The following is a 23,158-nucleotide window of genomic DNA, read 5'->3' on the forward strand; positions in this document are numbered from 1 at the left end:
TCGCCCATGGCCAGGAAGCTGCTGTATTTGTGCGCTGCTCGATTGGCTGCAGGCGCTATATAACAAGATGAAGGACTGGTCTACCATTATTGTTAACCGGACACAGCAGCAGTGTCAGTATATAGCCCTAAAACACGCACCGCCGCTGCTCAAGGTGCATTTACTCCTTATGGTGCGCCCTGGTACCCGCCCGGTACAGGTTACGCAGCAAGGCCAGACCGACCCCTAGAATCAGGCCAAAGACTGCACCAAGCATAACCACCCTTGACTTGTCAGGCTTAATTGGTGTGTCTGGAAGTTCCACCACTCCATCCTGACGATAGACCGCGACAGCTTCAGGATCTATCGAGAATGCACGATAGAAGGCAAGAGCCGTTTGCTGTTTGCGAATACCTCGAATAAAGGGATCATCGGATTTACGAGCCTGAAGATTGCTGATTTCTGCTTCGAGTGCGTTGCTACCACGCATGAATGTGAGTGGCCCCTCCATGTCGGCGGAAATTTCTGCTGCCTGGTTGCGCGAAATAATCGGTGGCTTTTCAAGCCCAATCGACTTCGCAATCAGCAGTGCTTCATTCAACTGAACTATCTGGTCTTCACGCAATTTGCGTGCGCTTTCCTGAGCTCTGCCAACTTGCTGCTGGAGATTATTGGCTTTTACCGTCGCCTCACTCTTGGTATTTTTCAGCACTTCCTGCTTCGCTCGTTCTCCCGCCATCCTGACATAATCAGTAACCCATTCGACTGCCTGGCGTGGGTTAGATACGTTCGCAGTGATAGAAAACCGGTTCGGGTTATCCTTGCCTGAAGGGGCTACTACTAAAAGCTTATTGAAACGCCTGTACAAGTCATCCTGTGAGCCCTGCTGGGCCTCTCGGCTCAAGGTAGGGAGGTAGACAGTCTGGAAGAACGTCCTGCGAAGTGCCTCAGACTGCAGGTGGCGCAAATACACCTCGTAGATTTCCTTCACAGTGAAACGCTTCAGATCAGTGTCGCCACCACGGCCATAGTTAAGGTGTGCAATATCATTTTGCGTAGGCTGCAGGACGAATATCTTCGCTTCATAGATAGGCGTTGCAAGCAACACATACACTACTGACGCCAGGCATAGCGCAACCGCTGTCCCAACGACCAGCACCTTCTGACGCCATATCCCTCTGACCAGCTCAATCAGGTCAATTTCATCGTTACCGGTCAGACGTTCACGCTCGTTGATCATTAGCTCTCTATTCCCTTGAGTCATCTCGCACCAGTAGGAGCAGAAACCATCTAAACCGTATATGGCAAAGGCGTTCGGTCGGATAGCAAGAAGGTTAACTATGGGAATTTACTTGAGAACATAAAAAAAAAAAAGACAAAAATCAAAAATAACATAAAATGACAATTGTTTATGCAATTTTGTTCTAACGAATTTAATGCATCTTAAAGCTGCCCTGCAAAAGGAGGCAGCCTATCTGAAGCAAAGGAATTCTGAGGGTAAGCAGGCAGCCGGGGCAGGCTGAGTAGCGACAATACTACAATTAAGAGCGGGCGTGCCTCATCAGTCTTGGAGACGGTGACCAGATGATGTACTACGCTGCTGCAGACTCCAGACTGTGCCGCATTAGGTCCAGGCTATGGGTTATGCAGGAACTATCTGAGGCTCAAGCCCTAGTACTTTCCCTGCGCGCTCGCCGTGCGGCGCGAAATCCGATGTAAGCCCCCATCACCGGCCCAACCAGCAACCCACCCACCAAGGCAACCAGCACCACAACCGACAACGGCAACGCCGGCGCAGCCCATCCAAACAGCACCAATGCCACCGACTGCTGGTTCTCCAGCACAAACAGCAGCACCACCGCCGCAACGGCCAGCACCACCAGCGCCAGCACTACACGCTTGAGGTTACGCATGACTTGCTCCTTGCTCAGCGGCCATCATGCGCCCTCCTCCTCATCGTTGACCCGATCACGCAACTCTTTACCGGGCTTGAAATGCGGCACGAACTTGCCGTCCAGACTCACCGACTGCCCCGTCTTCGGGTTACGACCCAGGCGCGGCGCCCGGTAATGCAGCGAGAAGCTGCCAAAGCCACGGATCTCGATTCGATCCCCTGTAGCCAGGCACTGGGACATCTGCTCAAGCATGGTCTTGATGGCCAGCTCCACATCCTTCGATGAAAGCAGCCCTTGATGGGTGACAATACGTTCGATCAGCTCCGACTTCGTCATATTTTTCCCTTCTTTATCAAGCAGCTAGATCATTGCTTACTCTGTTTGTAGCACGCCCTAGCTGATTTGAACAGGGTGGTTCTTGACTTAATAAAATTTTCAAGATTTGCGCACAAGGGTGACAACTGAGTGCCGCTGCCCGCAGGTGAGGCGGGGCAAGGGATTGGCGCATTTACTTCGCCCTGACGTGGACGAATCCGCCCTGGCGGAACACAGGAAGGCATGGGACCCCCTGCAGACTCATCGGCAAACAGACATGAATCGCAGGCACAAAAAAGGGCGACCGAAGTCGCCCTTTTTAATGATCAAGCAGAACTCAGTTCTGTTTGGCCATTGCTTCGCGCAGCAGTGCAGCCATGGTGGTATCGGCGGCAGCTTCCGGAGCGGCTTTCAGGCTCTGGATTGCTTCTTTCTCTTCAGCATCGTCTTTCGACTTGATGGAGAGGTTGATTACGCGGCTCTTGCGGTCAACGCTGATGATCTTGGCTTCAACTTCTTCGCCTTCCTTCAGGACGTTACGCGCGTCTTCAACGCGGTCACGGCTGATTTCGGAAGCTTTCAGAGTGGCTTCGATATCGTCGGCCAGGGTGATGATAGCGCCCTTGGCGTCAACTTCTTTAACGATACCTTTTACGATAGCGCCTTTGTCGTTGACAGCAACGTAGTTGGAGAACGGATCGTCTTCCAGCTGCTTGATACCCAGGGAGATACGCTCGCGCTCTGGGTCAACCGACAGGATGACGGTGTCCAGCTCGTCGCCCTTCTTGAAGCGACGTACGGCTTCTTCGCCCACTTCGTTCCAGGAGATGTCGGACAGGTGAACCAGACCGTCGATGCCGCCGTCCAGACCAATGAAGATACCGAAATCGGTGATCGACTTGATGGTGCCGGAGATCTTGTCGCCCTTGTTGAACTGGCCAGAGAAGTCTTCCCATGGGTTCGACTTGCACTGCTTGATGCCCAGGGAGATACGACGACGCTCTTCGTCGATGTCCAGAACCATGACTTCCACTTCGTCGCCGACTTGTACGACTTTCGAAGGGTGGATGTTCTTGTTGGTCCAGTCCATTTCGGAAACGTGTACCAGGCCTTCCACGCCTTCTTCCAGCTCTGCGAAGCAGCCGTAGTCGGTCAGGTTGGTGACGCGCGCCATGACGCGGGTGCTTTCTGGGTAACGTGCCTTGATAGCAACCCATGGGTCTTCGCCCAGTTGCTTCAGGCCCAGCGAAACGCGGTTACGCTCACGATCGTACTTCAGTACCTTGACGTCGATCTCGTCGCCAACGTTGACGATTTCCGACGGGTGCTTGATACGCTTCCAGGCCATGTCGGTGATGTGCAGCAGGCCATCAACGCCGCCCAGGTCAACGAATGCGCCGTAGTCGGTGAGGTTCTTGACGATACCTTTGACTTGCTGGCCTTCCTGCAGCGATTCCAGCAGAGCTTCGCGCTCGGCGCTGTTTTCGGCTTCCAGGACACTGCGACGGGAAACGACAACGTTGTTGCGCTTCTGGTCCAGCTTGATGACCTTGAATTCCAGCTCTTTGCCTTCGAGGTGGGTGGTGTCGCGCACAGGGCGGACATCAACCAGGGAGCCCGGCAGGAACGCACGGATACCGTTAACGTCGACAGTGAAGCCGCCTTTAACCTTACCGTTGATAACGCCCTTGACCACTTCTTCGGCGGCGAAAGCTGCTTCCAGAACAATCCAGCACTCGGCGCGCTTGGCTTTTTCACGGGACAGCTTGGTTTCGCCAAAGCCGTCTTCGACCGCGTCCAGCGCAACGTGAACTTCGTCACCGACCTTGATGGTCAGCTCGCCAGCTTCGTTGTAGAACTGCTCGAGCGGGATGACGCCCTCGGACTTCAGACCGGCGTGGACAGTAACCCAGTCACCGTCGATATCGACAACGATACCGGTGATGATCGCACCTGGTTGAAGGTTGAGGGTTTTCAGGCTTTCTTCAAAGAGTTCTGCAAAGCTTTCGCTCATTTTAATTCCTGTAGATTAGGGCGAGACATACGCCCATCAGCCACATTCCAGACAATGTGGGTTTCGTTCATATAAAGGGAAAGCCTGCAGGACGTTGACTGGTGCCCCTGCATGCCGCCCTGTATCAGGCGATATCGCGAAGTGCGATCTCGCTTCTGATGCGTTGCAACACCTGTTCGATGGACAATTCCGTGGAATCCAGCTGGATTGCATCGGCCGCCGGCTTGAGCGGGGCCACTGCGCGCTGGGTGTCGCGCTCATCACGCGCACGTATCTCATCTAGCAGACTCGACAGACTAACATCATCGCCCTTGCCCTTCAACTGCAAGTAACGACGACGCGCCCGCTCCTCGGCGCTGGCCGTGAGGAAAATCTTCAAGGGCGCGTCTGGAAATACCACCGTCCCCATATCGCGCCCATCGGCGATCAGGCCGGGAGACTCCTGAAACGCCCGCTGGCGCTGCAGCAGCGCATCACGCACCGCCGGCAGCGAAGCCACCATCGATGCGCCAGCGCCCACGGTTTCGGTACGGATCACATTGCTCACATCATCCCCCTCGAGGATGATCTGCTGCAACTTGCCCGGCTCGGCGGCGATGAATTGCACGTCCAGATGGGCGGCCAGCTTGACCAGCAGTTCTTCATTGGTCAGGTCGACACCGTGGTTGCCGGCGGCGAATGCCAGGAGGCGGTACAGAGCACCGGAATCCAGCAGCTTCCAGCCCAGCTCGCGGGCCAGCATGCCGGCAACGGTACCCTTGCCAGAACCGCTAGGCCCGTCGATGGTGATGACCGGTGCCAGCGCGTTCACGACTTGCCCTCTTCAGCTACGCGGATGCCGACTTCGGCACACAGCGCGAGGAAGTTGGGGAACGAGGTGGCGACGTTGGCACAGTCATGGATGCGAATCGGCGCGCAAGCGCGCAGCGAGGCGACGCTGAAGGCCATGGAGATACGGTGGTCGCCATGCCCATGCACTTCGCCACCACCGATGCTGCCGCCGTCGATGATGATGCCGTCCGGGGTAGGTTCGCACTTCACGCCCAGCGCCAGCAGGCCGTCAGCCATGACCTGGATGCGATCCGACTCCTTCACCCGCAGTTCTTCGGCGCCGCGCAGCACGGTACGCCCTTCGGCACAGGCCGCAGCCACGAACAGCACCGGGAACTCGTCGATCGCCAGGGGCACCAGGTGCTCCGGAATCTCGATACCCTTGAGCCTGGCGCCGCGCACTCGCAGGTCGGCTACCGGCTCGCCGCCGACTTCACGCTGGTTTTCCAGGGTGATGTCGCCGCCCATCAGTTGCAGAATGTCGATGACACCGGTGCGGGTCGGGTTGATGCCGACGTGCTCCAGTACCAGCTCCGAACCCTCGGCAATCGAGGCCGCGACCAGGAAGAAGGCCGCGGAGGAGATATCGGCCGGCACCTCGATGTGGGTGGCGGTCAGCTTGCCACCGGACTCCAGCGAGGCGGTAGGGCCATCGACGCTCACGCTGTAGCCAAAACCGCGCAGCATGCGCTCGGTATGGTCACGGGTAGGCGCAGGCTCGGTGACGGTAGTCTTGCCCTGGGCATACAGGCCGGCCAGCAACAGGCAGGATTTGACCTGGGCACTGGCCATCGGCAGCTTGTAATCCAGCGCCTTGAGCGTATGGCCACCGCGGATGGTCATCGGCGGGCGGCCCTCGGCGGCGGTCTCGATGACCGCACCCATTTCGCGCAGCGGGTTGGCCACACGGTTCATCGGGCGCTTGGACAGCGAAGCATCGCCGGTCAGCACGGTGTCAAACGGCTGCGCGGCCAGCAGGCCGGACAGCAGGCGCATCGAGGTACCTGAGTTGCCCAGGTAGATCGGGCCAGGCGGCGGCTTGAGGCCATTGAGCCCCACCCCGTGAATGGTCACGCGACCATGGTGCGGGCCTTCGATGACCACGCCCATGTCGCGGAACGCCTGCAGGGTCGCCAGCGCATCCTCACCCTCGAGGAAGCCTTCCACCTCGGTAGTGCCTTCGGCCAGGGAGCCGAGCATGATCGAGCGGTGAGAAATCGATTTGTCGCCTGGTACGCGAATACGGCCGGACAGGCGGCCACCAGGTTGTGCCAGGAAAATCAGGTCGTTGGAGTTCATAGCGTCCACATAGGCCCGACGGGCCAGGATTTTACTGAAATGCTCGCGGGCAACCCGGGCGCGGGTGAAAACGCCCAGCAGCTGGTGCCCATCCCCTGCATCGACCGCGTCGCGCAAGGCGTCGAGGTCGCTGCGAAATGTATCCAGTGTGCGCAGGACAGCCTCGCGATTGGCGAGGAAGATGTCATGCCACATGACCGGGTCGCTTCCGGCGATTCTTGTGAAATCGCGGAACCCACCGGCAGCGTAACGGAAGATATCGAGGTTTTCATTGCGCTTGGCCAGCGAATCGACCAGGCCGAAAGCCAGCAGATGCGGCAGATGACTGGTTGCCGCCAGCACTTCGTCGTGGCGCTCCACCTGCATGTGCTCGACATCGGCATCCAGTGCACGCCACAGGCGATCGACCAGAGCCAGGGCGGCCGGGTCGGTTTCTGCCAGCGGCGTGAGAATCACCTTGTGACGACGGAACAGGGCAGCATTGGAGGCCTCCACCCCACTCTGCTCGGAACCCGCGATCGGATGGCCAGGTACGAAACGCGGCAGCTTCTCGGCAAAGGCTTCGCGCGCAGCACGCACCACGTTGCCCTTGGCGCTGCCCACATCAGTCAGCACCGCCGCACCCAGGTCAAGCTGCGCCAGGCGCGCCAGGAGCTTTTCCATGGCCAGGATCGGCACCGCCAGCTGGATCACGTCAGCCCCGACACAGGCCGCAGCCAGGTCCTCTTCACAACGGTCGACCACACCCAGCTCGACCGCCAGCTTGCGCGATTGCGGGTCCAGGTCGACACCGACCACCTCGCGGCACAGGCCACTTTCACGCAGGCCCTTGGCGAACGAGCCGCCAATCAGGCCCAGGCCCACCACCACCAGCCGGCCAATGACGGGCCCGCCTTGCTTTACGACTTCAACCACGGAGCAGGACCCTGTTCAGAACATCACGCATTGGCATACCTCAGAGCACCGCCTTCGGATACGAGCCCAGTACCTTCAGGGCCACCGCCTCCTGGCTGATCTGCTCCAGCACCGCCTTGATCAACGGGTCACGATGGTGGCCGACGAAGTCGATGAAGAACACGTAGGTCCACTTGCCGCTGCGCGACGGACGGGTCTCGATGCGGGTCAGGTCGATGCCGTTCTCATGGAACGGTACCAGCAGTTCGTGCAACGCACCCGGCTTGTTGCTCATCGAAACGATGATCGAGGTCTTGTCATCACCGGTCGGTGGCACTTCCTGGTTGCCGATCATCAGGAAGCGCGTGGCATTGTCCGGACGGTCTTCGATTTTCTCCGCCAGGCGTGTCAGACCGTACAGGCCAGCCGCCATGTCACCGGCGATCGCCGCCGAATTCCACTCGCCCTTGACCCGCTTGGCAGCTTCGGCATTGCTCGATACCGCCACCCGCTCGACGTTCGGATAATGAGCATCCAGCCACTTGCGGCATTGGGCCAGCGACTGGGCGTGGGAGTAGATACGGCTGATGCTGTCGGTCTTGGTATTCTCGCCCACCAGCAGGTGGTGGTGAATGCGCAACTCGACTTCGCCGCAGATCACCATGTCGTGCTCGAGGAAGCTGTCCAGGGTGTGGTTGACCGCACCTTCGGTGGAGTTTTCCACAGGCACCACGCCGAAATTGACCGCGCCGGCGACCACTTCGCGGAATACCTCGTCGATGGCCGCCATCGGCTTGCTGATCACGGCATGGCCAAAGTGCTTCATGGCTGCGGCCTGGGTAAAGGTGCCCTCAGGCCCCAGGTAGGCGACCTTGAGCGGTTGCTCCAGCGCCAGGCACGACGACATGATTTCACGGAACAGCCGGGCCATTTCCTCGTTGCCCAGCGGGCCCTTGTTGCGCTCCATCACGCGCTTGAGCACCTGCGCCTCGCGCTCGGGCCGGTAGAACACCGGCACCTCGCCTTCTGCCAGGGTCGCAGTCTTGACCCGGGCGACTTCCTGGGCGCAGCGCGCACGGTCGCTGATCAACTCGAGGATCTTCTCGTCGAGGCTGTCGATGCGCACGCGCAGGGCCTTGAGTTCCTGTTCGGACATCAGGCGTGTTCCTTCTCGAATTCACCCATGTAGGCAACCAGTGCCTCCACGGCATCCAGGCCCAGGGCGTTGTAGATCGAGGCACGCATGCCGCCCACCGAACGGTGACCCTTGAGGTTGAGCAGGCCACGCTCGTCGGCGCCCGCCAGGAACGCCTTGTCCAGGCGCTCGTCGGCCAGGCGGAACGGCACGTTCATCCAGGAACGGGCATTGCTGCTGATCGGGTTGGTATAGAAGTCGCTCTTGTCGATGAAGCCGTACAGGCGGTCCTTCTTGGCGCGGTTGCGCTGCTCCATGGCAGCGACACCGCCCTGCTCCTTGAGCCACTCGAACACCAGGCCCGAGAGGTACCAGGAATAGGTTGCCGGGGTGTTGTACATCGAGCCGTTGTCGGCCGCGACCTTGTAGTCGAGCATGGTCGGGCAGCTGCTGCGGGCACGGCCCAGCAGGTCTTCACGCACGATCACCACCACCAGGCCGCTGGGGCCGATGTTCTTCTGCGCACCGGCGTAGATCAGACCGAACTGCGACACGTCGACCGGACGCGAGAGGATGTCCGAGGACATGTCCACCACCAGCGGCACGTCACCGGTCTGCGGCACCCAGTCGAACTCCAGACCACCGATGGTCTCGTTCGAGGCGTAATGCAGGTAGGCGGCGTCCTTGGTCAGGTTCCACTCGTTCTGACCCGGGATGGCCAGGTAATCGTAAGGCTTGGCGCTGGCGGCGACATTGATGTTGCCATAGCGACGCGCTTCCTCGATCGCCTTTTTCGACCAGATGCCGGTCTCGATGTAGTCGGCCGTACCGCCCTCGGGCAGCAGGTTCAACGGGATCTCGGCAAACTGCTGGCTGGCGCCGCCCTGCAGGAACAGCACCTTGTAGTTGGAGGGGATGGACATCAGGTCGCGCAGGTCCTGCTCGGCCTTCTCGGCAATGGCCACGTAGTCGTCGCTACGGTGGCTCATCTCCATGACCGACAGGCCTTTGCCGCGCCAGTTCAGCATTTCTGCCTGGGCACGCTGCAGCACAGCTTCAGGAAGCGCAGCAGGGCCTGCGCAGAAGTTAAAGGCTCGTTTGCTCACATCCACTCTCGCTCTGCTCTTGATGTCTGTGGGAGCAGACACCGCAGTGGCGGGCCTGCCCGCCCCCACAGCCGCTCCCATAGGTTGCGCTACTACAATTTATTCCTGCGGCGTCTCTTCGTCAGCTGCAGCGTCCAGTGGCGACCCTTCGCCGGCGTCCACGTCAGCCTCGGCATCCGCCACGAAGTCTTCGTCGTCTTCCTCGTCGGACGGCTCCTGCACTCGCTCCAGCCCCACCAGGGTCTCGTCGCTGGCCAGCTTGATGAGCGTCACGCCCTGGGTATTGCGGCCCAGGCTGGAGACTTCGCCGACACGGGTACGCACCAGGGTGCCCTGGTCGGAAATCAGCATGATCTCCTCGCCTTCCTGCACCTGTACCGCACCGACCAGACGGCCGTTGCGATCGTTGCTGACCATGGCGATGACGCCCTGGCCACCACGCTTGTACTCGGGGAACTCGGCGATGGCGGTACGCTTGCCGAAACCACGCTCGGAAGCGGTGAGGATCTGGCTGCCTTCTTCGGGGATGATCATCGAAATCAGCTTCTGCCCCTCGGCCAGGCGCATGCCGCGCACACCGCGGGCGGTACGCCCCATGGCACGCACGTCGGACTCCTTGAAGCGGGTAACCTTGCCGGCATCGGAGAACAGCATGACCTCGCGCTCACCATCGGTGATGGAGGCGGAAATCAGGATGTCGCCTTCGTCCAGCTCCAGCGCGATCAGGCCGACACTGCGCTGACGACTGAACTGCTCCAGCGGGGTCTTCTTCACGGTGCCGTTGGCGGTGGCCATGAAGATGAAGTGACCTTCGGTGTATTCCTCCACCGGCAGCATGGTGGTGATGACCTCGCCCTCGCCCAGCGGCAGCAGGTTCACCAGCGGACGGCCACGTGCGGCACGCGACGCCTCGGGGATTTCGTAGGTCTTGAGCCAGTACACCTTGCCCTTGCTGGAGAACAGCAGCAGCGTGGTGTGGCTGTTGGCGACCAGCAGGTGCGAGATGTAGTCCTCGTCCTTGACGCCGGTGGCCGACTTGCCCTTGCCGCCACGGCGCTGGGCCTGGTAGGCCGCCAGCGGCTGGGTCTTGGCGTAGCCGCCGTGGGAGATGGTCACCACGCGGTCCTCTTCCGGGATCATGTCACCCAGGGTCAGGTCCAGGCGTGCATCGAGAATCTCGGTGCGGCGCACGTCGCCATATTCGGCGCGGATCAGCTCCAGCTCTTCGCGGATCACTTCCATCAAGCGCTCGGCGTTGTTCAGGATGCGAATCAGCTCGCCGATCTGCTTGAGAATCTCCTGGTACTCGGCCAGCAGCTTCTCGTGCTCCAGGCCGGTCAGGCGGTGCAGGCGCAGGTCCAGGATGGCCTGGGCCTGTTCGGGCGAAAGGTAGTACTTGCCATCACGCAGGCCGTACTGCTCGTCGAGGGTTTCCGGGCGGCAGGAATCGGCGCCGGCGCGCTCGACCATCACCTGCACGGCGCTGGACTCCCACGGCGTGCCGATCAGCGCTTCCTTGGCCTCGGACGGCGTCGGCGAAGCCTTGATCAGGGCGATGACCGGGTCGATGTTGGACAGTGCGACCGCCTGGCCCTCGAGGATATGACCGCGTTCACGGGCCTTGCGCAGCTCGAACACGGTACGGCGGGTGACCACCTCGCGGCGGTGACGCACGAACGCCTCGAGCAGGTCCTTGAGGTTCAGCACCCGCGGACGGCCGTCGATCAGCGCCACGATGTTGATGCCGAACACGGCCTGCAGCTGGGTCTGGGCATAGAGGTTGTTGAGGATCACCTCCGGCACTTCGCCACGGCGCAGCTCGATGACGATGCGCATGCCGTCCTTGTCGGACTCGTCGCGCAGCTCGGTGATGCCCTCGAGTTTCTTTTCCTTGACCAGCTCGGCGATCTTCTCGATCAGCCGCGCCTTGTTCAACTGGTACGGCAGCTCGGTGATCACGATCTGCTGGCGGCCACCGACCTTGTCGATGTCCTCGACCGTCGAGCGGGCACGCATGTAGATGCGCCCGCGACCGGTACGGTAGGCCTCGATGATGCCCTGGCGACCGTTGATGATCGCGGCAGTCGGGAAGTCCGGCCCCGGGATGAACTGCATCAGCTCATCGACCGTGATGTCGGCGTTGTCGATCAGCGCCAGGCAACCGTCGATGACTTCACCGAGGTTGTGCGGCGGAATGTTGGTCGCCATGCCCACGGCGATACCGCTGGAGCCGTTGACCAGCAGGTTCGGGATCTTGGTCGGCATGACCGCCGGAATCTGCTCGGTGCCGTCGTAGTTTGGCACCCAGTCGACGGTTTCCTTGTGCAGATCTGCCAGCAGCTCGTGCGCCAGCTTGGTCATGCGCACTTCGGTGTATCGCATGGCCGCGGCATTGTCGCCGTCCACCGAACCGAAGTTGCCCTGGCCGTCCACCAGCAGGTAGCGCAGCGAGAACGGCTGGGCCATACGGACGATGGTGTCGTAGACCGCGGTATCACCGTGGGGGTGATACTTACCGATCACGTCACCGACCACACGGGCGGATTTCTTGTACGGTTTGTTCCAGTCGTTACCCAGTTCACTCATCGCAAACAGAACGCGGCGATGCACGGGCTTCAAGCCATCACGCGCATCGGGCAGTGCACGCCCGACAATGACGCTCATCGCGTAGTCGAGGTAGGACTGTCTCAGTTCGTCTTCGATATTGACCGGTAGGATTTCTTTGGCCAGTTCGCCCATGAGAAGCCTGATTCCTTTTTCTGGTGAAACCTCGTCACATCCATATGGGACGAACGAAGCTCGCCGCTGCAAGCAGATGACCGGCAGCGACTTACGACAAATCAACGAGTTATGCCATGGATCTGCGCAGTAAAGACCACCTCGGGAGGCGGTCTTGGAAACCGTCGGATGTTACCACAGTCCCGATAGGCTTGGGAGTATGGCAAACCGCCGCCGGATCTGAGGTCGGCTTGCCGGCAAAGGGCGCGGCGCGGACCTCAATGCAACCGCTTGCGGCACATCAACTGCGCCATCTTGGCCGCGTCCGGACGCTCGACGATGCCCTTTTCGGTCACGATCACGTCGATCAGGTCTGCCGGCGTCACATCGAACACCGGATTGAAAGCCTCTACCCCGGCCCCGACCCGTTCGCCGCCCACCTCCAGCAGCTCGCTGACATCCCGCTCCTCGAGTATCACCTCCTCGCCACTGGCCAGGTTGAGGTCGATGCTCGAACTGGGCGCCACTACCATGAAGCGAACCCCATGGTGCATGGCATTGACCGCCAGCTGGTAGGTGCCGATCTTGCTGACCACGTCGCCATTGGCAGTGATGCGGTCGGCGCCGACGATCACCCAGGTGATGCCCTTGGTCTTCATCAGGTGCGCGGCGGCGGAATCGACGCCGATGGTCACCGGCACCCCTTCGCCGGCAAGCTCCCAGGCGGTCAGCCGCGACCCTTGCAGCCAGGGCCGGGTCTCGGCCACGTACACCCGCTCCACCATGCCTTCCAGGTACGCGGCGCGAATCACCCCCAGCGCAGTGCCGAACCCGCCCGTGGCCAGCGCGCCGGCATTGCAGTGGGTGAGGATGGCCTGCTCGCTGCCCTGGTGCCTGCGAATCAGCTCGGCGCCCAGCTGGGCCATGGTCAGGTTGGCTTCACGGTCGCTCTCGTGGATGGCCTCGGCTTCGGCCAACATGATCGCCAACACGTCATCCCCGGCCTTGATCCGCAACAGCCGCTCGCGCATGCGGTTCAGTGCCCAGAACAGGTTGACGGCGGTGGGACGGGCTTCGCCCAGCAGCTCGAAGTCCTCTTCCAGAGCCATTTCCCAGTCATCGCCATCCGCCAGGCGCTGGCGCAGCGCCAGCACCAGGCCATAGGCTGCACTGATGCCGATGGCCGGGGCGCCGCGCACCACCATGGTGCGGATGGCCTCGGCCACCCCGACGGCATCGGTATACGCCAGCCAGCGCTGCTCGAACGGCAGCGCACGCTGGTCGAGCAGATACAGGGCACCATCCCGCCAATCGATGGCCGTCACCTTCTCCGCAGCCAACAGTCGATCGCGCATGCCTCACCCCGTCATTCGGACATCAAAAGCGCACGATTATAACGAGCCCCAGCCGCGGACGCTCGGGTATACTTCGCCCCCACCTTCCGCGATACCGGGATTTTCGCACATGCCCAAGCCTGCCCCTCCCCTCGACCTGTTGCTCCTGCCCTCGTGGCTGGTGCCCGTCGAACCGGCCGGGGTGGTTCTCAAAGGCCACGGCATCGGTATCCGCGACGGCCTGATCGCCTTCATCGGCCCGCGCGAAGACGCCCTGCGCCTGCAGGCCACCGAGGTGCGCGAGCTGCCCGGCTGCCTGCTCGCGCCCGGCCTGATCAACGCCCACGGCCACGCCGCGATGACGCTGTTTCGCGGCCTGGCCGACGACCTGCCGCTGATGACCTGGCTGCAGGAGCACATCTGGCCCGCCGAAGCCCGCTGGGTCGATGAAGCCTTCGTGCGTGACGGTACCAACCTGGCCATTGCCGAACAGCTCAAGGGTGGCATCACCTGCTTCTCGGACATGTACTTCTTCCCCAAGATCGCCAGCGAATGCGTGCACGACAGCGGCATGCGCGCGCAGATCGCAGTGCCGTTGCTGGACTTCCCGATTCCCGGCGCCCGCACCTTCGACGAAGGCCTGCACCTGGGCGTGGAGCTGTTCGGCGACCTGCGCCACCATCCGCGCATCACCGTGGCCCTGGGCCCGCACGCACCGTACACGGTCAGCGACGCCAACCTGGAAAAGGTCCGGGTGATCGCCGAAGAGCTGGACGCGCCGGTGCACATGCACCTGCACGAGACCGCCTTCGAGGTGCAGCAGTCCATCGACCAGTGCGGCGAGCGGCCATTGGCGCGCCTGGCACGCATCGGCCTGCTGGGCCCGCGCCTGCAGGCCGTGCACATGACCCAGGTCAGCGACGACGACCTGGCCCTGCTGGTAGAAAGCAACACCAGCGTGGTGCACTGCCCTGAATCCAACCTCAAGCTGGCCAGCGGCTTCTGCCCGGTGGAACGCCTGTGGCAGGCTGGCGTCAACGTAGCCATAGGCACCGATGGCGCCGCCAGCAACAACGACCTCGACCTGCTGGGCGAAACCCGTACCGCGGCCCTGCTGGCCAAGGCCGTGTCAGGTTCGGCCAGCGCCCTGGATGCCCATCGCGCATTGCGCATGGCAACCCTCAACGGCGCCCGCGCGCTGGGCCTGGAGGCCGTAACCGGCTCACTGGAGCTGGGCAAGGCTGCCGACCTGGTGGCATTCGACCTGTCGGGCCTGGCCCAGCAGCCGATCTACGACCCGGTCTCGCAACTGGTGTATGCCAGCGGGCGGGACTGCGCAAGACATGTCTGGGTGGCCGGCCGGCAACTGCTCGATGAGCGCCGCCTCACCCGGCTCGACGAACAGGCCCTGCATGCCAGCGCCTGCGACTGGGGCCAGCGCATCGGCGGCCTGTACGAATAACCCGTCGGCAGCCACGGCTGCCGACCTGTAGCGAATTATCAAAGTTTCTGAGGACCGTTCCATGAGCAACGTCGACCACGCCGAAATCGCCAAATTCGAAGCCCTGGCCCACCGCTGGTGGGACCGCGAGAGCGAATTCAAGCCACTGCACGACATCAATCCGCTGCGGGTCAACTGGGTCGACGAGCGGGTCAAGCTGGCCGGCAAGAAAGTGCTCGACGTCGGTTGTGGCGGCGGCATTCTCAGCGAGGCCATGGCCCTGCGGGGTGCCACCGTCACCGGCATCGACATGGGTGAAGCGCCGCTGGCCGTCGCCCGCCTGCACCAGCTGGAGTCCGGCGTCGAGGTGGAGTACCGGCAGATCACCGCCGAAGCCCTGGCCGAGGAAATGCCCGAGCAGTTCGACGTGGTCACCTGCCTGGAGATGCTCGAGCACGTACCCGACCCCTCCTCGGTGATCCGCGCCTGCTACCGCATGGTCAAGCCCGGCGGCCAGGTATTCTTCTCCACCATCAACCGCAACCCCAAGGCCTACCTGTTCGCCATCATCGGTGCGGAATACATCATGAAGCTGCTGCCGCGCGGCACCCATGACTTCAAGAAATTCATCCGACCGTCCGAACTGGGCGCCTGGAGCCGCGAAGCGGGCCTGAGCGTCAAGGACATCATCGGCCTGACCTACAACCCGCTGACCAAGCACTACAAACTGGCCAGCGACGTCGACGTCAACTACATGATCCAGACCCTGCGCGAGGAATGAGCATGCGTTTGCGAGCAGTACTTTTCGACATGGACGGCACCCTGCTCGACACGGCGCCGGATTTCATCGCCATCTGCCAGGCCATGCTGGCCGACCGCAGCCTGCCGGCAATCGACGATGAACGGATTCGCGAGGTGATTTCCGGTGGCGCCCGAGCCATGGTCGCCGCCGCGTTCGCGATGAGCCCCGAAGCCCCCGAGTTCGAGGCGCTGCGCCTGGAATTCCTCGAGCGCTACCAGAAGGATTGCGCGGTGCACAGCAAGCTGTTCGACGGCATGGCCGAGCTGCTGGCCGACATCGAAAAAGGCAACCTGCTGTGGGGCGTGGTCACCAACAAGCCGGTACGCTTCGCCGAGCCGATCATGCAGCAGCTGGGCCTGGCCGAGCGTTCGTCGCTGCTGATCTGTCCGGATCACGTGAAGAACAGCAAGCCCGACCCCGAGCCGCTGATCCTGGCCTGCAAGACCCTGAACCTGGACCCGGCCAGCGTGCTGTTCGTGGGTGACGACCTGCGCGACATCGAGTCGGGCCGCGACGCCGGCACCCGCACCGCAGCGGTGCGCTACGGCTATATTCATCCAGAGGACAACCCCAACAACTGGGGCGCGGACGTGGTGGTCGATCATCCGCTGGACCTGCGCAAGGTGCTCGACAGCGCCCTGTGCGGCTGCTGATCGCCGACACCCGCCAAAAGCTTCGCCGGCACGGCCGGCTCCTGCAACACCGCATCGATTTGTAGGAGCCGGCCGTGCCGGCGAATGCCTCACCACGATCTCGAGGGAATCCCATGTTCGACTACACCGCCCGCCCCGGCCTGCTCAACGGCCGGGTCATCCTGGTCACCGGCGCCGGTCGCGGCATCGGCGCCGCTGCTGCCAAGGCCTACGCCGCCCATGGCGCCACGGTACTGCTGCTGGGCAAGACCGAAGCCAACCTCAACGAGGTGCACGACCAGATCACCGCAGCCGGCCATCCGGCACCGGTGGTCGTGCCCTTCAACCTCGAAACCGCCCTGCCCCATCAGTACGATGAGCTGGCAGTGATGGTGGAAAACGAATTCGGTCGTCTCGACGGGCTGCTGCACAACGCCTCCATCATCGGCCCGCGCACCCCGCTGGAGCAGTTGTCGGGCGAAAACTTCATGCGCGTCATGCACATCAACGTCAACGCCATGTTCATGCTCACCAGCACCCTGCTGCCGCTGCTCAAGCTGTCTGAGGATGCCTCGGTGGTGTTCACCTCCAGCAGCGTCGGGCGCAAGGGCCGGGCCTACTGGGGTGCCTACGGCGTATCGAAATTCGCCACCGAAGGCCTGATGCAGACCCTCGCCGACGAGCTGGAGAACGTTGCCCCCGTGCGCGCCAACAGCGTCAACCCGGGCGCCACACGCACCAGCATGCGCGCCCAGGCCTACCCTGCCGAGGCACCGGAGAACAACCCGCTGCCCGAGCAGATCATGCCGGTCTACCTCTACCTGATGGGCCCGGACAGCAAGGGCATCAACGGCCAGGCGCTCAACGCGCAGTAGGCCTCAGGCGCCGACCAGGGCCGAGCGCGACCGGGCAGTGGAGCCCGGCTCGGCCTGTGGGGACTGCTCCAGCTGAAGACAGCGCTCCAGAAACAGGTACATGTAGTCGTAGCTCTTGCAGATCGCACGACGCAGCTGGGTCTGCAGCGCCTGTGGTGGGTTGTTGCCCGCCAGCGTGCAGATGATCTCCAACGCCTCCCAAGGGTGCTCGTCGTCATACTGCGCGTGCATCCTCAGCCATTTCATGGCGCGCTTGCGCCCGCTTTCGGGAAAGCCGTTGGCGTAGGTATCCGTCGAACACACCAGCGCCGACCATTCCCCCACCGCGCCTTCGATCGCATAGTTGGTCGCGGCCATGGCCACGATCAGCGAATCGGCCGCACAGGTATGCCAGCACCAGTCACTCAGCGCCTGCAACTCGGTCGGCACGTTCTGCTCGTTCAGATCGTCCAGGCTGACCCCGTGCGCCTGGGCCCAGTGCACCCAGTAGTCGGCATGGTTGAGCTCGACACGGATATTGCGCATCAGCCAGCGGCGCGCCATGTCTTCCCCCGGGTGGCGGGCAAAACTGGTCTTGGCCAGGTTCTGCGCCATGTACACCGAAAACTGTTCGACTACCGGCCAGCCGCCGATCAGATACTGGCGCAGGGTGCGCTGGCTCAGCTTGCCGTCGCGCAGGCGGTGATAGATTTCATGCTCTACCACCCGCTGCTTGCTCGCACTGCAATCCTCGATCAGTTTCTGAGCCCAGAGTGGATAACTTTGCGCGTCCATCAATGGACCCACTCGCTCAAATGCATCAATCACGGTCATATCCCTACATCCTTGTGATTTGAAGTGAACGCTCAGCGAAACGTCCCCGGCGTCCTGAACAGCAAGGGTCGCGAACGGATACGCCGGCGTTGCAAGCTTTCACAGGTGAACACCTGCGGCCGCTCGATCAGGTAGCCCTGGGCGTAATCGACACCAATTTCATGCAGCGCCTGTTCGATCAGGGGCGTCTCGACAAACTCGGCAATGGTGCGCTTGCCCATGACGTGGCCAATATGGTTGATCACTTCGACCATAGCCCGGTTAATCGGATCGTCAAGCATGTCCTTGACGAAACTCCCATCGATTTTCAGGAAGTCCACGGGCAGGTGTTTGAGGTAGGCAAACGACGACATCCCGGCGCAGAAGTCGTCCAGCGAAAAGTGGCAACCCAGCCCTTTCAATTCGTTGATGAAACGGATGGCGCTGCCCAGGTTGGCAATCGCACTGGTTTCGGTGATCTCGAAACAGATCATTTCAGGCGGTATGGCGTACTCGACGAACTGGCGCTGCAGATAATCCAGAAACTTGTCATCGCCGATGCTGCTGCCCGACAGGTTGATGGCGCACATTGCCAATGGCCCCTTTCGCCCCTCGTCCAGCGCCTGGCGAATCACCTTGAACACTCTGTTCACCACCCAGCGATCCAGGGCCGTCATGAGCCCATAGCGTTCGGCGGCCGGGATGAAGCTGTCGGGCAGGATGATGCGCCCGCTCTCATCATGCAGGCGCAGCAGTATTTCCAGATGACCGGCATCCGACTCACCGGCCGCCAGTGGCGCGATTTCCTGGGCATACAGGCAGAAGCGGTCTTCCTCCAGGGCGATGTGCAGGCGCTGGATCCAGGCCATCTCGCCAAAGCGCATGGACAGCTCGGTGTCGTCGGGGTGGTACACCTGCACCCGGTTGCGCCCCTTCTCCTTGGCCATGTAGCACGCCATGTCGGCCGCACGCAGCGAGGCCTCCAGCGTATGGGGTGCCAGTTGCAGGTGGACCAGGCCCACGCTCACGGTGGTCATGAACGGGCGCCCCTTCCACACGAAGTGCAGGCTCTGCACGGTCTGGCGCAGATTCTCGGCAATGCGCTCGGCCTGCTCGGGCAGGCAGTTCTCCAGCAGGATACCGAACTCGTCGCCGCCCAGGCGCGCCAGGGTATCGCCCTCGCGAACGCCCGCCTGCAGCACCGCGCAAATGTGACGCAGCAATTCGTCACCCGCCGCATGGCCGCAGGTGTCGTTGACCAGCTTGAACTGATCCAGGTCCAGAAACAGCAGGGTGTGGCGCGCCGCCTGGCGGCCCAGGTCGCCCAGCGCCAGCTCCAGCCGGTATTCGAATTCGCGCCGGTTGGCCAGCCCGGTGAGGGCATCATGGGTGGCCTGCCACGACAGGTTGGCGATGTACTGGCGCTCCTGGGTCATGTCGTGCAGCACCAGCACGATGCCACTGACCTGACCGTCACTGATGATCGGCGAGCCCACCAGGGCCACCGACACCGTGCTGCCGTCCAGCCGCTGGATCAGCTTGGCGTGCTCGCTGCCGCCCTTGAGGGTACCGCTCAGAATGCGCTCGGTAAGGGACAGGCTGTCTTTTTCGGCGTTGTCGTCCAGCAGGCTGAACAGCGCCGCCAGCGGCAGGCCCTGGGCCTGTCCGGCGCTCCAGTGGGTCAACTGCTCGGCGGCAGGGTTCATGTAGGCGATACAGCCTTCGACATCGGTGGTGATCACCCCATCGCCAATCGACTGCAAGGTGATCTGCGCCCGATCCTTCTCCACCTGCAGGGCACTGGCAAAGGCCTGGCGCTGCGCCAGCAGCTTGTGCGTGCGCAGGCAGGCCAGCGCAATCAGAAACAGTGCCGTGGCCAGGTTGACCACCAGCAGCAGGCGCAACAGCATGCGCGATCCTTCGCCCAGGGCATCGCTGAACGCCATGGCGGCGGGGGTTACCGCCTCGTTGATCGCGGCGATCTCACCCTTCCAGGCTGCAACCCGCTGCGCAGTGACATTCCCGGTGACGATACCCTGGTGGATCCGGTTGGCCAGCGCATCCAGCTGCTGCAGGTAGTCGTCCCCCACCGACCAGCGTTCGATGGCGCGTTCCATGTAGCTGACATGACGGAAATTCAGGTAGAGCCAGATGACGCTGTCGATGTCATCCGGGTGGTTGCCGCCCCTGAGGATGCCCTGGCGCGCAGCGGCCAGGTCCAGGGGCTTGGCGTCCAGCGCGGTGCGCAGCTGGTGCCCACCCTGGGGGATGGCGATGGCCTGCCGGTACTTCTGGTAGGCCGCCTCGTCGCGGCTGTCGGTATACAGGCTCAGGAAGTAGATGGCGTCCTTCTGCCCCTTGGACCACAGGCTCTCGCCCGCCACATAACCGCGCACGGCCGACAAGGCATAGAGGCTGATGCCCCCCAGCAAGGCCTGGAACAGTACGACCGCCACAAAAGGCCAGATGATGCCCAACAACCTGGGCGCTTCGAGAGTCCGTTTCTGCTTCATGAGGTCCCTTGCAGCAATGCGCAGCCCGATGAGTCTCATCCTGCACAGACACAGCCTAGGCCATTTGCCACCTGCCATCAGGCCCTTTTTCACCTGTACAACAGTTGTACAGTAGAAGGCCCTCAGCTCTGTTGCAAATGCCCATAGAGCTTGGCGTACAACCCGCCCTCGGCGATCAGCTGCTGGTGACCGCCATCCTCGGCGACATGCCCGCCGTCGAACACCAGCACGCGGTCGGCCTGCTTCACTGCCGACAGGCGGTGAGCGATGATCAGGGTGGTACGGGCGCTGAGGAAGCGGCTCAGCGCCTGGTGCAGGTTGTACTCGGTGGCCGCGTCCAGTGCCGAGGTGGCCTCATCGAGAATGACGACCTTGGGCTCGGCCAGCACCATGCGCGCTATCGCCAGACGCTGGCGCTGCCCGCCGGACAGACGCACGCCCGAACGTCCCACCACACTGTCCAGGCCCTGCGGCAGCGCGGCGATGGTGGCGTCGAGCTGGGCAATGCGCAGCGCCTGCCAGCAGGCCTCATCGATACTCTCGCGGCCCATGGTCAGGTTGGCGCGCACGGTGTCGTTGAACAGCGACGGGTGCTGCAACACCACCGCCACATGCTCGCGCAGGGTTTCCAGGCCGATCTCCTGCAAGGTCGAACCGCCGAAGCGGATGCTGCCGGCCTGGGCGCTGTACAGGCCCAGCAACAGCTGCACCAGGGTGCTCTTGCCGCCGCCGCTGGCGCCGACGATGGCCACCTTCTCGCCGGGTGCGATGGACAGGTTCAACTGGTCCAGCACCGGCTCCTCGCCATAGCCGAAACGCAGCCCGCGCACCTCGATGCCCACGGTGGTCTGCCCCGCGAAAGGGTCGATGCCGCCGGGATACTGCGGCTCGTCGCTGCGCGCCAGCAGCTCGTTGATCCGGCTCAGCGCACCACCTGCCGCGTAGTAGGCGTACTGCAGGTTGAGCAACTGCTCCACCGGGCCGATCATGAACCACAGGTAGCTGAACACCGCCAGCATCTGGCCGATGCTGAGGTCGGAAAACAGCACCGTGAGCATGGCCGCTGCGCGAAAGATGTCGATGCCGAACTGGAACAGCAAGCCACTGGCGCGGCTGCTGGCATCGCTCTTCCATTGCGAGGACACCGCATAGTTGCGCACCTCCTGGGCACGCATGCCCAGGCGCCCGAGAAAGTAGCCCTGGCGGTTGCCGGCACGGATTTCCTGGATCGCATCCAGGGTTTCGGTCAGTGCCTGGGTGAAGCGCGAGGTGCTGTCGTTCTCGAGTTTCTTCAGGTGCTTGACCCGCTTGCCCAACTGCACCGTGGCAAAGATCACCAGCGGGTTGAACAGCAGGATCAACAGCGCCAGCTGCCAGTGCATCCACAACAGGATCGCCGAGGTGCCGGCCAGCGTGAGCATGGCCACCAGAAAGCGGCTGAGGGTTTCACCGACGAACTTGTCCACGGTGTCCAGATCGGTGACCAGGTGCGTGGTCACCGTACCGCTGCCCAGGCTCTCGTACTCGCTCAGCGAGATGCGCTTGAGCCGCTCGATCAGGCGGATGCGCAGCCGGTAGACGATGTCCTTGGCCAGCCCGGCGAACAGCTTGGCCTGCACCACGTTGAAAGCCAGTGCCGCACAGCGCAGCGTCAGGGTGAAGACCAGCATCAGGCCGATGTAGCCGGCCGCCACCTGCCAGCTGGCGGGCAGCAGGTTGTTCATCCACTTGAGCGCCGCATCGCCGTGCCCCAGCAGCACTTCGTCGACCAGCAACGGCAGCAGCAGCGGAATCGGCACACTGCACAGGGCCGCCAGCACGGCCACGCCGTTGGCAGTCCACAGGGCTTTCTTGTGGTGTTGCGCCAGGCGCCGGATCTCGGCCCAGCTCAAGCGATCGACAGGTGCCGGCGTCGGCCCGGGCACCGGGTCGGGGGAGCCAGGCAGGTCAAGCATTGACCGCATGCTCCAGCCAGCGCCCCAGCAGCGGCTGCAGCGCCCCCAGGGCCTGGTAGCCGTTGGTCAGCAGGGCCAGTTGGCCATTGCGCTCGGCGAGCAGGGTCGGAAAGCCCGCGATGCCCAGGTCCTGCACCCAGGTGAAGTCGGCGGCGGTGGCGCTGCGGGTGTCGCCGCTGCTGAAGGCCTCGGCGAAGGCGGCGCGGTCGAAACCGGCCTGCTCGGCCAGTTCCACCAGCTTGACCGGCAGGGTCACGTCTTCGCTGCGCTGGTAGAACGCCTGCTGGATCATCCCCAGCAGCGTCCAGGCCCGCTGCGGGTCGAGGCTGCGTGCAGCCACCAGCGCGCGGCAGGCAGGTTCGGTGTCGTAGACAAAGCCTTCGGGCATCGCGCCCTCGAGCTGGAACGGCTGGCCGGTGGCCTGGTTGACCGCCTGCCAGTGTTCAAGAATGTAGCGCCGGGTGGAGACATCCAGCGCACTGCTGCCCGAGCGCAGGCCGCCGGGCACCAGGTGGGTGTCCACGCCGGCCTCGCGCGCCTGCCGTATCAGGGCCTCGGCCACGGGTGCGAAACCCCAGCACCAGGAGCACATCGGGTCCATTACATACAGCAGGCGAGCGGTCATCCA

The 23,158-nt window shown here is 62.5% G+C and carries 18 protein-coding genes; 4 read left to right on the forward strand and 14 right to left on the reverse strand.

Going from position 1 to position 23,158, the window contains the following annotated elements:
* Positions 1-160 precede the first annotated feature (160 nt).
* From NJH59_RS19755 to mtnA, 10 genes are all read right to left on the reverse strand, one after another.
* Positions 161-1,219, reverse strand: a complete 1,059-nt coding sequence (locus tag NJH59_RS19755) for an LPS O-antigen chain length determinant protein WzzB (RefSeq protein WP_253087216.1) — start codon at positions 1,217-1,219, stop codon at positions 161-163.
* Between the two features lie 424 nt (positions 1,220-1,643).
* Positions 1,644-1,892, reverse strand: a complete 249-nt coding sequence (locus NJH59_RS19760; RefSeq protein ID WP_253087217.1) for a lipopolysaccharide assembly protein LapA domain-containing protein — start codon at positions 1,890-1,892, stop codon at positions 1,644-1,646.
* Between the two features lie 24 nt (positions 1,893-1,916).
* Positions 1,917-2,210 (reverse strand): integration host factor subunit beta, encoded by a 294-nt coding sequence (gene ihfB / locus NJH59_RS19765; RefSeq protein WP_043862681.1) that lies wholly within the window; start codon positions 2,208-2,210, stop codon positions 1,917-1,919.
* A gap of 316 nt (positions 2,211-2,526) precedes the next feature.
* Positions 2,527-4,203, reverse strand: coding sequence for a 30S ribosomal protein S1 (rpsA, locus tag NJH59_RS19770; RefSeq protein WP_043862680.1), 1,677 nt, complete (start codon positions 4,201-4,203; stop codon positions 2,527-2,529).
* 124 nt (positions 4,204-4,327) lie between these two features.
* The gene (cmk, locus tag NJH59_RS19775; protein WP_043862679.1) at positions 4,328-5,014 is read right to left on the reverse strand and encodes a (d)CMP kinase; all 687 of its coding nucleotides are present in this window, start codon (positions 5,012-5,014) and stop codon (positions 4,328-4,330) included.
* Positions 5,011-7,248, reverse strand: a complete 2,238-nt coding sequence (locus NJH59_RS19780; RefSeq protein ID WP_043862678.1) for a bifunctional prephenate dehydrogenase/3-phosphoshikimate 1-carboxyvinyltransferase — start codon at positions 7,246-7,248, stop codon at positions 5,011-5,013. The genes cmk and NJH59_RS19780 overlap by 4 nt, the downstream gene beginning before the upstream one ends.
* 40 nt (positions 7,249-7,288) lie before the next feature.
* Positions 7,289-8,383: a prephenate dehydratase gene (gene pheA / locus NJH59_RS19785; RefSeq protein ID WP_043862677.1), complete on the reverse strand. Its 1,095-nt coding sequence runs from the start codon at positions 8,381-8,383 to the stop codon at positions 7,289-7,291.
* Positions 8,383-9,468, reverse strand: a complete 1,086-nt coding sequence (serC, locus tag NJH59_RS19790; protein ID WP_043862751.1) for a 3-phosphoserine/phosphohydroxythreonine transaminase — start codon at positions 9,466-9,468, stop codon at positions 8,383-8,385. The genes pheA and serC overlap by 1 nt, the downstream gene beginning before the upstream one ends.
* A 99-nt stretch (positions 9,469-9,567) precedes the next feature.
* Positions 9,568-12,207, reverse strand: coding sequence for a DNA gyrase subunit A (gene gyrA, locus NJH59_RS19795; RefSeq protein ID WP_054915857.1), 2,640 nt, complete (start codon positions 12,205-12,207; stop codon positions 9,568-9,570).
* 257 nt (positions 12,208-12,464) lie between these two features.
* Positions 12,465-13,541: an S-methyl-5-thioribose-1-phosphate isomerase gene (gene mtnA, locus NJH59_RS19800; RefSeq protein ID WP_253087218.1), complete on the reverse strand. Its 1,077-nt coding sequence runs from the start codon at positions 13,539-13,541 to the stop codon at positions 12,465-12,467.
* A gap of 109 nt (positions 13,542-13,650) precedes the next feature.
* Between mtnA and NJH59_RS19805 the strand changes: the two genes are divergently transcribed.
* The 4 genes from NJH59_RS19805 (at position 13,651) to NJH59_RS19820 (ending at position 17,270) form a co-directional block, all read left to right on the forward strand.
* Positions 13,651-14,982, forward strand: a complete 1,332-nt coding sequence (locus NJH59_RS19805) for a TRZ/ATZ family hydrolase (protein WP_078479775.1) — start codon at positions 13,651-13,653, stop codon at positions 14,980-14,982.
* A gap of 61 nt (positions 14,983-15,043) precedes the next feature.
* Complete coding sequence (ubiG, locus tag NJH59_RS19810; RefSeq protein ID WP_043862673.1) at positions 15,044-15,742, forward strand: bifunctional 2-polyprenyl-6-hydroxyphenol methylase/3-demethylubiquinol 3-O-methyltransferase UbiG; 699 nt, start codon at positions 15,044-15,046, stop codon at positions 15,740-15,742.
* 2 nt (positions 15,743-15,744) lie between these two features.
* A complete protein-coding gene (gene mupP, locus NJH59_RS19815) occupies positions 15,745-16,416 on the forward strand; it encodes an N-acetylmuramic acid 6-phosphate phosphatase MupP (protein ID WP_043862672.1) in 672 nt (223 codons plus the stop codon).
* 113 nt (positions 16,417-16,529) lie between these two features.
* A complete protein-coding gene (locus NJH59_RS19820; RefSeq protein ID WP_054915860.1) occupies positions 16,530-17,270 on the forward strand; it encodes a YciK family oxidoreductase in 741 nt (246 codons plus the stop codon).
* Positions 17,271-17,273: 3 nt separating this feature from the next.
* On the opposite strand, the gene NJH59_RS19825 is transcribed toward NJH59_RS19820, so the two are convergent.
* The 4 genes from NJH59_RS19825 to NJH59_RS19840 all read right to left on the reverse strand — a co-directional run bounded on the left by NJH59_RS19825 (position 17,274) and on the right by NJH59_RS19840 (position 23,155).
* Positions 17,274-18,077 (reverse strand): TenA family transcriptional regulator, encoded by an 804-nt coding sequence (locus NJH59_RS19825; RefSeq protein WP_054915876.1) that lies wholly within the window; start codon positions 18,075-18,077, stop codon positions 17,274-17,276.
* Between the two features lie 38 nt (positions 18,078-18,115).
* Positions 18,116-20,575, reverse strand: a complete 2,460-nt coding sequence (locus tag NJH59_RS19830; protein WP_043862670.1) for an EAL domain-containing protein — start codon at positions 20,573-20,575, stop codon at positions 18,116-18,118.
* A 122-nt stretch (positions 20,576-20,697) separates the two neighbouring features.
* Positions 20,698-22,530: an ABC transporter ATP-binding protein gene (locus NJH59_RS19835; protein ID WP_253087219.1), complete on the reverse strand. Its 1,833-nt coding sequence runs from the start codon at positions 22,528-22,530 to the stop codon at positions 20,698-20,700.
* On the reverse strand, positions 22,523-23,155 hold the full coding sequence (locus NJH59_RS19840) for a DsbA family protein (RefSeq protein ID WP_253087220.1): 633 nt from the start codon (positions 23,153-23,155) through the stop codon (positions 22,523-22,525). Before NJH59_RS19840 ends, NJH59_RS19835 begins: the two co-directional genes overlap by 8 nt.
* Between the last annotated feature and the right edge of the window lie 3 nt (positions 23,156-23,158).

It is taken from the genome of Pseudomonas sp. VE 267-6A, assembly GCF_024126555.1.
GTDB classification, from domain to species: Bacteria; Pseudomonadota; Gammaproteobacteria; order Pseudomonadales; family Pseudomonadaceae; genus Aquipseudomonas; species Aquipseudomonas palmensis.